Origin of the sequence: Streptomyces sp. NPDC005195, assembly GCF_040608315.1 — a bacterium.
Taxonomy (GTDB): Bacteria; Actinomycetota; Actinomycetes; order Streptomycetales; family Streptomycetaceae; genus Streptomyces; species Streptomyces kaempferi.
In genome coordinates, this window is record NZ_JBEXHZ010000012.1 from 137,371 (window position 1) to 149,627 (window position 12,257).

The 12,257-nt window shown below is 72.8% G+C and carries 14 protein-coding genes; 8 read left to right on the forward strand and 6 right to left on the reverse strand.

Translation table 11 applies throughout. The annotated features are described in order from the left end of the window. Positions 1–72 precede the first annotated feature (72 nt). Positions 73–777 (reverse strand): GAF and ANTAR domain-containing protein, encoded by a 705-nt coding sequence (locus ABZV34_RS16180; protein WP_356275988.1) that lies wholly within the window; start codon positions 775–777, stop codon positions 73–75. Positions 778–1,022: 245 nt separating this feature from the next. Between ABZV34_RS16180 and ABZV34_RS16185 the strand changes: the two genes are divergently transcribed. From ABZV34_RS16185 to ABZV34_RS16200, 4 genes are all read left to right on the forward strand, one after another. After that, positions 1,023–1,283: a WhiB family transcriptional regulator gene (locus ABZV34_RS16185; protein ID WP_356275991.1), complete on the forward strand. Its 261-nt coding sequence runs from the start codon at positions 1,023–1,025 to the stop codon at positions 1,281–1,283. A gap of 118 nt (positions 1,284–1,401) precedes the next feature. After that, on the forward strand, positions 1,402–1,836 hold the full coding sequence (locus tag ABZV34_RS16190; RefSeq protein WP_356276148.1) for an ATP-binding protein: 435 nt from the start codon (positions 1,402–1,404) through the stop codon (positions 1,834–1,836). Between the two features lie 166 nt (positions 1,837–2,002). Then, positions 2,003–2,353, forward strand: a complete 351-nt coding sequence (locus ABZV34_RS16195; RefSeq protein WP_356275994.1) for a hypothetical protein — start codon at positions 2,003–2,005, stop codon at positions 2,351–2,353. Positions 2,354–2,535: 182 nt separating this feature from the next. Continuing rightward, positions 2,536–2,874 carry a hypothetical protein gene (locus ABZV34_RS16200; protein ID WP_356275996.1) on the forward strand — a complete coding sequence of 113 codons (339 nt, stop codon included), beginning with the start codon at positions 2,536–2,538 and terminating at the stop codon, positions 2,872–2,874. A gap of 16 nt (positions 2,875–2,890) precedes the next feature. On the opposite strand, the gene ABZV34_RS16205 is transcribed toward ABZV34_RS16200, so the two are convergent. The 3 genes from ABZV34_RS16205 to ABZV34_RS16215 all read right to left on the reverse strand — a co-directional run bounded on the left by ABZV34_RS16205 (position 2,891) and on the right by ABZV34_RS16215 (position 4,238). Further along, complete coding sequence (locus ABZV34_RS16205; protein WP_356275999.1) at positions 2,891–3,412, reverse strand: DUF6328 family protein; 522 nt, start codon at positions 3,410–3,412, stop codon at positions 2,891–2,893. 122 nt (positions 3,413–3,534) lie between these two features. Continuing rightward, a complete protein-coding gene (locus ABZV34_RS16210) occupies positions 3,535–3,990 on the reverse strand; it encodes an ATP-binding protein (RefSeq protein WP_356276002.1) in 456 nt (151 codons plus the stop codon). Between the two features lie 74 nt (positions 3,991–4,064). Continuing rightward, entirely contained in the window at positions 4,065–4,238 is a 174-nt protein-coding gene (locus ABZV34_RS16215) for a CsbD family protein (protein ID WP_153292281.1), read from the reverse strand. Positions 4,239–4,703: 465 nt separating this feature from the next. Between ABZV34_RS16215 and ABZV34_RS16220 the strand changes: the two genes are divergently transcribed. Then, positions 4,704–5,309 (forward strand): SigE family RNA polymerase sigma factor, encoded by a 606-nt coding sequence (locus ABZV34_RS16220; protein WP_356276005.1) that lies wholly within the window; start codon positions 4,704–4,706, stop codon positions 5,307–5,309. Continuing rightward, positions 5,302–5,928 carry a hypothetical protein gene (locus tag ABZV34_RS16225; protein WP_356276008.1) on the forward strand — a complete coding sequence of 209 codons (627 nt, stop codon included), beginning with the start codon at positions 5,302–5,304 and terminating at the stop codon, positions 5,926–5,928. The genes ABZV34_RS16220 and ABZV34_RS16225 overlap by 8 nt, the downstream gene beginning before the upstream one ends. A gap of 133 nt (positions 5,929–6,061) precedes the next feature. Here ABZV34_RS16225 and ABZV34_RS16230 read toward each other — a convergent pair whose 3' ends face one another. Next, a complete protein-coding gene (locus ABZV34_RS16230) occupies positions 6,062–9,112 on the reverse strand; it encodes a poly(A) polymerase (RefSeq protein ID WP_356276151.1) in 3,051 nt (1,016 codons plus the stop codon). Beyond that, positions 9,112–10,938, reverse strand: a complete 1,827-nt coding sequence (locus ABZV34_RS16235) for an RNA ligase family protein (RefSeq protein WP_356276011.1) — start codon at positions 10,936–10,938, stop codon at positions 9,112–9,114. Before ABZV34_RS16235 ends, ABZV34_RS16230 begins: the two co-directional genes overlap by 1 nt. A gap of 273 nt (positions 10,939–11,211) precedes the next feature. On the opposite strand from ABZV34_RS16235, the gene ABZV34_RS16240 reads away from it, so the two are divergent. Continuing rightward, on the forward strand, positions 11,212–11,652 hold the full coding sequence (locus ABZV34_RS16240; protein WP_356276014.1) for a GtrA family protein: 441 nt from the start codon (positions 11,212–11,214) through the stop codon (positions 11,650–11,652). A 99-nt stretch (positions 11,653–11,751) separates the two neighbouring features. Beyond that, positions 11,752–12,171 (forward strand): SseB family protein, encoded by a 420-nt coding sequence (locus tag ABZV34_RS16245; RefSeq protein ID WP_356276017.1) that lies wholly within the window; start codon positions 11,752–11,754, stop codon positions 12,169–12,171. The last annotated feature ends 86 nt before the right edge of the window (positions 12,172–12,257 follow it).

Here is a 12,257-nt window from a genome sequence, read left to right on the forward strand (position 1 = left end):
GGCCGCGCTCGCGCATCGCCGTCTCCGGTCGGGCAGCCGACGCCGATCCGCCCCGTACCGTCTCCGCGCCGGTCAGCCGGGCTTCTCGCCGGTCTCGCAGACCTGGCGGGCGATCTCGCGCAGTTTGACGTTGCGGTCCTGTGACGCCTTCTTGAGCACCTTGAAGGCCGCGTTCTCGGGCAGCCCGTAGCGCTCCATGAGAATGCCCATCGCCTCGCCGATCTCGTGACGGGTCTCCAGGGCGTCGCCGAGTTGTTGGTGGGTGCGGGCCGCCGAGAAGGCCACGGCCGCGTGCGAGGCGAGGATCCAGCCGGCCCGCCGGGCGGCCTCGCCGAAAGCGCGGGGCCGGTGGGAGTACAGGTTGAGGGCGCCCAGTTCGTCGTCCTCGGTGAAGAGGAGGAAGCCCATCACGCTCCCCATGCCCAGTTTCCTCAACTCGGAGGCGAAGCGGGACCAGCGTTCGTGCGGCCTGCTCAAGTCCTCGATGACATAGATCTGCTGACGGTCGGTCACGGCGTCGAAGCAGGGGCCCTCCCGCAGGTCCTGCTGGACCCGGTCCGCGCGGCGCACCACGTCGCTCGTCGCCGCCAGGGCGTGCACCTCGCCCCGTCGCACGGTGAGGATTCCGGCGTCGTCGCAGCCGTTGATCAGCACCGTCGCGTGCTCCACTATGCGGTCCAGGGTGTCCTGGACCGAGTCCTGGGCCAGCAGATCGCGCGCCATTTCCGCCAGGGCGACGGCGAACTGTTCCCAGACCTCGCCGGGCTCATGTGACATCTGCCACCTGCTCTGCTGTCGAAGCCGCGTCGTCGCCCACCAGGGCTCCCATTTTGCCACCCGCGCCTCCTCGTCGCGCCCCACGGGCGCCCCCGGAGGGCGGGCCCGCGCACGGCCGACGCTGTCATTTCGCGTTCAAGCAAAGCTGTCCCGGCAAGACCCTGTGTTTCACCCGTGGATCAACGGTGACCCGAAGGGGGACCGAAGTCCGACGAACGACACCACCGTGATCGCAGGAGGTTCCCATGGACAACTGGCGCGAATCGGCGGCATGCCGCACCGTCGACCCCGACCTCTTCTTCCCCATCGGCAGCACGGGCCCCGCGCTTCCGCAGGTCGAGGAGGCGAAGGCCGTCTGCCGGCGGTGCCCCGTCCGTGACGAGTGCCTGCGCTGGGCGCTCGACACGGGCCAGACCATCGGCGTCTGGGGCGGGACGAGCGAGAACGAACGGCGCGCGCTGAAGCGGCGCACGGTCGGCCGCGCCGCCAGGGATGCCGGAACCTAGTCAGTGCCGGCGTACTGAACGAGTGGGACCGGCGCGTGGGCAGGAGCGCACGAAAGGTGGCGTCCGCGTGATGTGGAGCAAGAGGAGAGATCCCGCCGAAGAGTCCGGGGCAGACGTGATGGAAAGTGATCCGAGCGGGGACAAGCGGCCGTCGGACGAGGAGTTGGAGAGCCTCGCCGTCGTCTTTCCCGGTCAGTTGCGCGACGTGACCGACGCCCGCCTCTCGGCGGAGGGCTATCTGCGGGTCCTCGCGCGGGCGTCACCGCCCTCGTCGCCCGAGTACTGGGACGACGTCCTGCTGGTGGTGACGGAGCTGGCCGCCAACACGATCCAGTACGCTCCCGGCCCCTTCGAACTGCGGGTACGCCCCACCGGCGACGGAGTGCAGGTGACACTGCGCGACAGCAGCACCACGCCGCCCGCGCCCCGCCGCATGAACCCGTCCCGGGGCGCGGGCGGCATCGGCTGGCACCTCCTCCACGCGCTCTGTCATCGGGTGAGCGTCGTGATACGCCCCGACGGGAAGGACGTGCACGCCCTCCTGCCCTGGTGACCACCCGGTCCCGGCGCATTCGGGGGGCGAGCGCCCACCTCCGGGCGTACCGCGGGCCGCTCCCCGTACCGTCCCGTCGCTCCCGGCAGGTGTCGGTTTTCCAGTCGGGGGCACACGGAACCGCTGTAGGACAGATCAGTTCCGTACACCTGAACGAGGTGGAGCAGTGAGCCAGGAGCAGGACCGAGCGTCAGCACGGGGCGACGTGACGGACGACGAGGTGCGTGAGCCCTCCGAGGAGGAACGTGCCGCCTGGGCGCGCGTGTGCCGCACGGCCACCGGTATGCGGCACCACGAGGCGAAGGCCGCGCTGGAGGCCGCCCGGGAGACGGTCCGGAGCGACACGCTCACCGACCAGGAGGCGCTGATCGCGGGCGCGGAGGTCGAGGAGTGGGAGCGGATCACCGAGGCGCTCGCCGACCACGCGGGGGCGTACGACCCCGACCACGACCCCTTCGTCCAGGGCGAACTGACCGCTCGCGCGCATCGGACGGCGACGGCGCCCCGCCGTCGGTGAACCGGCTCCGCGAGCGCCGCCTTCGCGTTGTCAGTGCCGTCCGCAACAATGCCGAGCAGCAACGAAGATCGTTTCCGCTCCCCGCGGGACGTGATCGCACCCGTCCGTCGAGAGGCCGCCCGCACATGACGACCGCCCCACACCGCCGCGCCGTGCCGAGCCCGGAACGGAGGCCGCGGACGATGCTCCGAGCTCTCCCGGGCCCCGCCGCTCCCCTCGGCCCCGACGGTGGCGAGGTGCTGCGTCTCATCACCGCGCAGCGTGCTCCCGTCTGCCTCACGGTGCAGGCCAGCGGGCGACGCCGGTACGGCTACTGGCAGCCCATGGATGCGGGCGCCGGGCGTGGAGGGTGTTACGTCGCCCTGCCCACCGACGAGTGCGACGCGTTGCACGCGGCGGGCCGGATCGTGCTGGGGGACGCGGTGGTGGACCCGGGCAAGACCACCTATCCGGTACGTCCCGTCGTGCGGGGCGCGTCCTCCTCTTCGCCCGGTGTGCCCCGGCAGGCCCTCACCGCGTGAGGGCCCCGAGGAAGGGTCACGACGTCGTGGGGCGGCCGCGCACCCACATCGGTACGGCGAACCAGCAGATCAGGTACCAGACGACGATCCCCGTGACGAGCCAGGGCACATAGGCGTCGTGGGTGGCGACCCGCAGGATCAGCAGGAGCGACGCGGTCATCGTCGCGAGCAGCAGCACGAGCCCCGCGAGCGTCATCCGTGACGCCCATACGACCGCCTGCTCCTTCACCCGTCTGCCGGCGACGATCCGGTGCAGGGACACCGGGCCGATCAGCGCTCCGGTGGCGGCGGCTCCGAGAACGACCGTGACGATGTAGATCGTTCTGTCCGCCTGTTCCAATTGCGTGTACCGGGGCGTGAAGACGACCGTGAGCAGAAATCCGAACAGGATCTGCACCCCCGTCTGGGCGACCCGGATCTCTTGGAGGAGGTCACCCCATGTGCGGTCGGCCCTCTCCTCCCCGGTTTCCTCACGCCCTGTGTCGCCCCGTACGCGCTCCGCGTCGCGGCGGGCTTCGTCATGTGCCGACTCCGACAATGTTCCTCCCGGGTGACCCCGGACGACCGGGCGACGGTTTCGGTGGATCCCATGTCCTCGAATACCTGAAAGAAAGGTGCGCGCTTTCGGCTCCGGCCCGTCCGGGCCGCGAACAATTCTCTTTACCGGGGAGAGAGCGGTACGACGGCCGTGATGCGCTTTCCTCCCGCCCGAAGATACGAGATCATGATGTCGCGGGCCAGCAGGCAGATGATCGGCCAGCCATGGCCGCCGATCTGCAGGGTGCCCGGACCGTCGGCGCGCCGTACGGGTGTCGGCACGTCCTCGCTGCGGTCGCTCACGGACAGACGCACCTCGCGCTCGCCCGGTATCACCTCGAACGCCGTGACCCCGCCGCCGTGCAGCATCGCGTTGGTGGTGAGTTCGGAGGCGACGAGCAGGACGTCACCGACGGCTGTCGCGTCGGCCGTCGCTCCGGCTCCGCGGGATCGTCGCGCGCTGTCGAGCGCCTGCCGTACGGCCTCGCGCACCTCGGCTGGACTGCGCGGTCCGGGGGAGTGCGACTCGGGCGGATCGGCCAGTGGGTCGTTGGAGGGCGCCCGGTACTCTCCGCGCATTTCCTCACTCCTTACTCGAAAAGAAGCGGGCCCGCCGCATGAGCGTGCGGCGGGCCCGATGCGGCGCGTGACGCTCAGTGCCGGAAAATGTCCTTCATCTTCTCCTTGGCCTGACGGGTGTCACCCTTCGCCTTTTCCGCCCTGCCTTCGGCGGTCATACGCTCGTTGCCGACGGTGCGGCCGACGGTTTCCTTGGCCTTGCCCTTGGCCTGTTCCGTCTTCGCCTGTGCCTTCTGGTTCTTGGTCACCGCAGATCACGTCCTTACCGCATTGACTGTGCGATCCACTATTACGGCTGACCTGAGAGGGCCGTCCCAAACCCGCCTGACTGGAAATGAGGGACGTTTCCCCTCGAAGAGTCGACTCCCCGGTCGTGACTCGACTCGCGTGCCGCGGCCACGGCGAGTCACGGGCGGCATGTCAGGACGGTTTCCGGACCCGTCGGCGCGGGCCCTCGCGAAGCGCCCCCCGGCCCAAGGTCGGCGCCGCCCTCCAGGCACGGCCCAGTGACCGATCTCTTCCGGCGCGAGCGTCCGTCCCACCATCCCCCCGCATGGGTACGGCCCAGCGCGGCCCCCGCTGCCCTGCCCGCGTCACCGCCCCTTCCCGCGCCGCGCCGCCGGGCCCCGTCATCGCGCGCAACCCTCCACCCCCCTCGGGCGTGACAAGGAGGTGAGGGCAGGGCCCCTCAAGTCACCGATGTGGAGGGGGAAATGCGCGATGCACGCGTCTTCGACGATTTCTACGCCGGCCATGTGCACCGGCTCACGGGGCAGATGTACGCGATGACCGGCAGCCTCGCCGAGGCCGAGGATCTGGTGCAGGAGGCCTTCGCCCGGGCCTGGCAGAACTGGGAGAAGGTGTCCGGCTACGCGGACCCGGCGGCCTGGGTGCGTTCGGTGGCCTGCCGCATCAGGGTCAGCGTCTGGCGGAAGGCGGTCAACCGGGTCACGGCCCACCGCCGTCACGGCGTGTCCGACGATGTCCCCGGCGTCGGCCCCGACTATGTCGCGATCGTCGGGGCGTTGCGGCGCATCCCGTATGAGCAGCGCCGGGCGATCGTGCTGCATCACCTGGTCGGGTTGTCGGTCGAGGAGACCGCGCGTGAGACCGGAGTCGCAGCGGGCACGGTCAAGGCCCGGCTGTCGCGCGGGCGTCAGCTGATGGCTCCCTATCTGTCCGACATCGCGGGTGACGGTCCGCGCGTGGCCGGCCGCCGGCCCCGATCGCGGCCGGCGGCCGCGGCACCTCGCGACGCATCCGCGGCCGCGGCTGATGCCGTCGGTTCAGCCGACCGGGAGGTGCACCACCATGACTGAGGACTTCGAGGCCGTTCTCCGCCGAGGATCCGAGGAGCTTGCCGCGCGGACCAGCGCCCGTCCCGCCGCCGTGGTCCGGGCTCGCGGTGACGAGCTGCGTCGCCGTCACCGGTTGGCTGTCGCGGCACTGACCGTCGCCCTGGTCGCCTCGGTGGCCGGCGGAACCTTCGCCGTCACCGCGTACTCCCGCCGGGCGTCTCCGCCGGCGGCGGTCGTCACTCCGGCCACACCTGCCCCGACTCCGTCGACGTCCGCGTCGCCGTGCCGTTCCCTGGTGGTGCCGCAGGAGGTCAAGGACGCGGTGACCCTGGCGTATCGGCGAGCGCAGCCCGGGCTGACGCACTTCGCCCCGGTCAAGGGCACGTTCTATTACGGCGAGTGCGACGGCGTCTTCTACGCGGGGACCTCCTTCACCCCGACGGCCGGTGCCACCGAAGGCGAGCTGGTCCAACTCCAGGACGCCGGGGGCGCGGAGAAGTACTTCACCAAGGCCGAGGACGGCGCGTGGACCTTTGTGGCCAGTGACGGGCTCCCGCGCGATCCCCGGGGCTGTGCCGCCCGCCACGAGATCCCGGCTCGGCTGGCCGAACTCTGGGGCAACTGCCTTGCGCGGCCCTGACCTCCGGTCACCTACGACGGGCCGAGCCTCCCGTGACGAGGCAATCCCTCCGAGGGGCGGGGCTCGCACCGACCCGGTTCGGTCTGTACACCTGGTCGGCGTTCACGGTGTGGCGGTCGCGCCGGGCTCGGTCCTAGGGATGCCGCCGAGGGACGTACGGCGCCAGGCCGAGGGTGGGAACGCCGCCGCACTCCACTCCCTCGGTCACGACGCCGGGCAGTCCCTTGCGCCATCGCTCGGCGATCTTGGCGAGCCGGGCCGCGTCGAGAGGGTTCCGCCCGAGCCCGATCGCGTAGGCCGCCGACGACGGACCCGCCTCGAAGGGGTGGGGCCAGGCGTGGGCATCGGCGGTCCCGGCGTCCTCCAGAGCGGTGAGCAGGGCCCGTACGCGCCCGCGCACGCGACCCTGGATCTCGTCGAACTCCTCCGTCCCGGCGGCACGTACACGCACCACCAGCCATCCGGCGTGCCGGCGGTGCAGAGGTGGGGGAGACAGCAGTTCGGGCAGAGGATCGGTGCCGGTGCGCGCGGCCGTTTCCAGGATGTCCCAGGCGCGGTACAGCTCGTCCGCCAGGAGGTCGAGGAAGCCGGGGCCGACCTGTGTCGTGCAGGAGCGGACCGGCTCGGTGGGGGTCATGACCGACAGCGCGGAACACGGCTGTGTGAAGGCGCCGTCCGTGCGGCCGTGGACGTCGGATTCGTGGCCGACCGGCTCGAGACTGACGGGTTCGAGGCCGACGGGTTCGACACCGGCGGGTTCGAGGCGGACCGGTTCACGCCAGTCCCAGGCGGCCCAGGTCCCGAAGAAGTCCCGGAGAAGTCCGGCCGGGGACAGGACGTCAGCCTCGCGGGTCGTACGGGCGGCGAGCACGGACCAGGCGAGGCCCGGCAGCCCGCCGAACGGTGCCGAGTCGAGACCGCGCGCCTTCGCCCAGGCCTTGACCTCCGCGGCCAGCCGGGCGAACGCGGCGTGCCGGCCGCCGACCGCGCTCCGCACGGCGTCCGCGTCGCTGACCGCGCTGAGGGCGGTCGCGGCCGGCGCGCCCAGATCGGCGCGGTGGTCCACCGCCTCGGCGGGAGCCAGGGAGCCGGTGGCGATCACGCCCAGGTCGACACCGAGTCCGCCGACGCTCAGCCGCAGCCCCGGCACCCGGGCGCCGGTCACCTGCCGTACCCGGGTGGCGTCCGTAAGGGCACTGGTAACCCGTGCCCGGATGTCCGCCATGTCGACGACGCCCGGCAGGGCCGCGACCAGGTCCAGATCGGCTCCGGGCAGCGCGCCGCCCATGCGCCGGGACCCCACGACATGCACGGTTCCTTCGCCGAGGGCGTCGGCCAGGCACCGTGCGGTCCGCTCGGCGCGATCGTCCGGGGGCACGGCGGCGGTGGAGGCGGTGGCCGGGTCGGGCAGCCACCGCACCTCACCCGTGCCCAGCGCGACCGTCGCCCGCGGACACATCGGTTCGTCGCCCCGACGGGAGAGCAGGACGAGGTGCCCGACCCGGGCCGGGACGGCGGAGCCGAGCCGCGCGGCGCAGACGGCGGCGACAGCCCGCGGGTCCCGGACACGGCCCAGGGTCAGATGCGGGGTGAATCCCTCGGCACGGCCCCGGCACCGTGGGAACCGCTGTTCCAGCGCGGCGCGCAACCGTGCCCACGGCTCCGGGCCGGCCCCGGCCGGGTCGAGCCACACCGTGGCGTCGTCCCGGTGCCCGAAGGTGTGCACGCCGTCGAGCCGGATGTCGAAGGGCGGTGACGTGGCCGCCGCCCGGGACAGCAGCGGGACGGCCCGTTCGAACGCGGATTCGGGGACGAAGCCGAAGAGCAGGTTGACGTGCGGCGGCCAGCGACGGGCCTGCGGGTCGTACGCCCGCCGGAGTTCCTGGATCACCGGCCACTGATCCTCGGGCGGCAGCCACGCCACCGCCGTCCGGGAGGTCGGAGCGACGTCGAGGGCGTCGCCGGCGGCGAAGATGTCGGGCGTGTGGTGGGCACCGGCGGAGCCGGGGCCGGAAGCGGAGGCGGGATCCGGCACGGATCCGGCGCCGTCGCGGGCCGTGGTGACGCCCGCGCCGTCCAGGCTCACGACCGCCTCCACGCCGAAGTGGTCGGAGATGTACAGCCCGCCGGGACCGGGGGAGTCGCCCCGCAGGCCCGCGTACGCCGGGCGGAGCGCGCGGCCCCGCAGCAGGATCCGGTCGAGCCGGGAGGAACGGCCGGAGCGCGAGGAGACCGCGGCCAGCGGATTGACGGCGGGGTCGAAGGTGGGGCTCCGGTCGGCGGGCCCGCGCACCTCGGTCCAGGCGTCGCGCAGCCGGAGGGCGGCGGCGGGTCCGGCCGGGCCGTCGTCGCCGTCGTTGAAGTCGCCGAGCAGCATCAGCGGACCGTCCACGTCGGCAAGTCCCTCGGCGATGCGCGCGAGTTCGGCCTCACGGCGGGCCGGGCCGTTGTCGGAGTGGTCGCTGCTGAGGTGCGTGGCGGCGACCACGAGCGGGCCGGACGCCGTCTCCAGGGTGAGGGCGGTGATGCCCTTGTGCGGCCCGAGCGCGTGATGGGCGGCCTCGCGCACGGGCAACCGGCTGAGCAGCAGCAGTCCGGTGTCGTCGACCCGTTTCCCGCGGGGGTCGCTGCCCACCGTGTAGGCGGCGCGGATCCAGGGGGCCCGCAGCAGCAGGTCGAGCAGCCCGGCCTCGACCTCCTGGAGCGCGATGACGTCGGCGTCGGCGTCCTCCAGGGCCGCGAGCAGCAGGGGCCGGCGGCGTTCGGTGTCGATGCGGTCGCTGTCGTAGCGGTCCCACAGCGTGTTCCAGGTCAGCACCCGCACACGGGTGGCGTCCGCCGGCGCCCCCGTACGGTCGGGGGTACGCCACCGTGCCGCCGCGTCGTCCCACACGTGCGGCGTGTCGGCCGTGAAGAATGGGGCCCGCAGCAGGCGCGGGTCCCGCACCCGGCCGGCGGTCGACATGTCGATCCGGTCGACGCCGGTGGCCCGGTCCCACACCACCTCGCCGTCCGCCTCGACGAACAGCACCCGGTGCCAGGGGATGTCACCCCCCGGCACGAAGGCGGGCAGCGGAACGCGCTCGGGGGCTGCCCCGCGCTGGTTGACACCCAGCACGAACCGCGCCGGGTCGAAGCGGGGGTCCCAGCGGACCCGGTGGTAGATCTCGTCGCTGGTGCGCATCACCGCTCGCCCCCGTCCTGAGTGCCGTCGACCAGTGTGCCGTCGACGTCGTCCACGGTCCCGCCCGTGCCGACGTACCACGTGCGGTGGGCCTGGCCGGGGTAGGGCGGGTCGAACCGGCGCAGTTGTGTGTCGAGCACCTCGGGCGGCACCGGGTGCGCCCGCTCGGCGTTGCGCCCGCTCAGTTCGTCGTCCGTGGCCAGCACGACCACCTGGGTGATCAGCGCGTCACGGCGGTGCGCCACGGCGTCCACCAGGGAACGCTGGTGCCGGCCGAGCGAGGTGGCGTCCCACACCACGGTCGCGGGACCGGCCGCGAGCGCGGAGTCCAGCCGTCGCAGGCCCTCGCGCAGGACGTCCGCGTTGGCCCGCTGGTCGGAGCGTGCGCCGCGCGCCGAGCGCAGGTCGTCCAGGCAGACACGGGTGTCGATCCCGGTCAGTCCGGCGGCGAACGTGCTCTTGCCGCTGCCCGACGGACCCACCAAGTGGATCAGCCGGGGGAACGCGCCGCTCCGCAGCCGCCAGGTCGCCGCCACGGCCGCCTCCGCGGTGACCACGTGCCCCGCGGCGTACGACGCCCGTGCCTGCGCCCAGCAGCGGTCGGCCGCATCGGCGTCCCCGAGGCCGGTGAGGGCACGGCACAGACTCGCGCGCAGCCGCTCGAACGGTTCCTCCGCGAGGAGCCCAGCCTCCTCCGCGTGGAGCGCCGACCAGTCGACCTGCTCGCGCGCCGCGGCACCCTCGGTGGCGGCGACGGCCGCGGCGACCGCGTGCAGCACGCCCAGGTCGGCCGCGACGGCCATGCGTCCCAGTCCGGCACGCCGTTCCTCGTCGGGGTAGGGGCGGCGCAGCAGGGACTGCAGCCCGACCAGGTCCGCTACCCGCCGTGCCGACGGCATGCCGAGCGGTCCGGCCAGCCGGGGAGCCAGCCGGGCACGACGCCGGCCGTGCAGCAGGGCGGCGAGCACGCCCGTCAGCCGGGCGTCCCCGGTCCGCCCCAGCACGTCGAGCCTGGCGGACACCTCCGCGACGAGGGCATCGCCGGCGGATGTCTCCCCGGCCGTCCCCGAACCCGCTGGTCCCGCCTCCGACCCCGTTCCCGTCGCCGCCGCGAGTGCCTGGGCGTCGGGGGCCGCGCCCGACCGTACGTCCCACAGTGCGGCGGCCGTGCCCCGCCCGTTGGCCACCACTTCGGCGTGCATCCAGTGCGTGTCGGTCCGCACATGCCCGGGCCGCACCCACTTGGCCACCCGGCGGCCGAACTCCTCGTGTCCGAAGCCCTCGACGGTCCGTACGACGTACCCCTCCTGCCGGGCGGGATCCAGCCGCAGGACGCGCAGAGCCCGTACGGCCCGCTCGTCGAGGACGCCCCGCCACAGCACCCGCGGCACCGGGACGCCCAGCCGCCGCAGGAACCGCACCGTCCGGTCCCAGCCCAGGCACCGGTCACCGTCCCAGACGGAGAACCCGTAGAACCAGCTGTCGAGTCCGGTGTACGCGATCGAGTGCCGCGCGTACAGGTTCTCACCGCACACCCGCCACCCCGGCGGAAGGGCCGCGCCGATCCGTCCCTGCAGAGCCTTCACCCACGCCCGCGACGGATGGTGCGCCGAGTCGAGTGACCGGGCGTGCAGCCCGTCGGCGTACAGGGTGGTGTTCTCCCCGTCGAGCTTCTCGGTGACCACCACCTCCAGGTCCCGCAGGCCCGCCAGGTCCACCGCCCGCACGTCGTCCGAGGTCGCCCCCGGTGACCACGGCAGATGCGGGGTGCGCGGGTAGTGCACACGCGCACCCCCGCCGGGCAGGCCTGAACGGTCGGACCCCATGGTGCTCTGTCCCCCAGTGAAAAACGGCGCGGCCCCGGTCACGGCACGGGTCCGGAAATGAGAGCGCCGACTGTAATCGCCCGGGGCTGCGACGGCCCCCGGTTTTCCGGTCCGTGCGGTCCCAGCGGGGGCGAGCAAGAGCGAGCAAGGGCGGGCAGGGGGGAGCCAGGGACGGCAAGAGAGGACAAGGGGGGACAGCGGAGGGACAAGGGAGGGGGGCAACGGAAGGGAGTGGACCGGGACGCTTCCCGGCTCTGCTTCAATGATGAGGACATGATCGGACTTTTCTCTCGACGTCTCGACCGGCGGCCACCGTCCGCGCAGCCCCGGCGTGCCCGGCAGCTGCTGATCAGCGGCCAGTTCCTCAGGTTCGCCGTGGTCGGCGTGGCCAACACCGCGGTGTACTACGGCTTCTACCTCACGCTGCTGACGGTCCTTCCCTACCTGGTCGCCCATCTCGTGGCGTTCGCCGGGGCCACGGTCGTCTCGTTCTTCCTCAACGCGCGTTTCACCTACCGGACGCGTCCCACCCTGCGGAAGTTCGTGCGCTTCCCCCTCGCCACCGCCACGAACCTCGTCGTCTCCACGCTCGCCCTGCACTTCCTGGTCGAGGTGGGCCACTGCGGGTCCCGGACCGCGGCGCTGCTCGCCTCGGCGGTGGCCGTGCCGTTCACGTTCCTCGCCAGCCGGGCGATCATGATTCCGTCGTCCTGACGCGGAATGTCCCGGCCGTGGACGGGTACGCGCGACGGGAACCGCGCCCGGGACGGATCACGTGCCGGGCGGTCCGTCCGCTACTCATGGGGATCTGCCATGGACACACCCTCGAACGACCACCACCGGCCCACGCCCGCGACCCCGGCCCAGCGGGCCCTGGACACCCTCGCGGAGAACACCCGCGACGTGGCAGCACTTGACACGCTGGCCGACAGCGAGGTGCTGGTTCCCGTGCCGGACGACGCGAGCGACCAGGACGCCACCGATCCCGCGGCCGTGGCGCTGCCGGTGCTCGACCAGCCGGGCGGGGAGCAGGTGGTGCCGGTGTTCACCTCGGAGCTGGAGATGGCCGGGCTGCTGCCCTTCGTTTCCCGCTACCGGATGGTTCCCCTGGGCGCGCTGGCCTCGCAGTGGCCGTCCGGCGATCTGGCGCTCACCATCGACGCGAGTTCACCGCACGGTCTGACGCTCACCTCCGAGGGCGTCCGCACGCTCCTGGCCCGCCCGGCCGTCTGATCCGGAGCGACGCGGCGACGGGCCCTCGACGAGATGCCGGTCGGGGGCCCGCCCTCCGTCGCCATGACCACCGCCGGGCCGCGGGC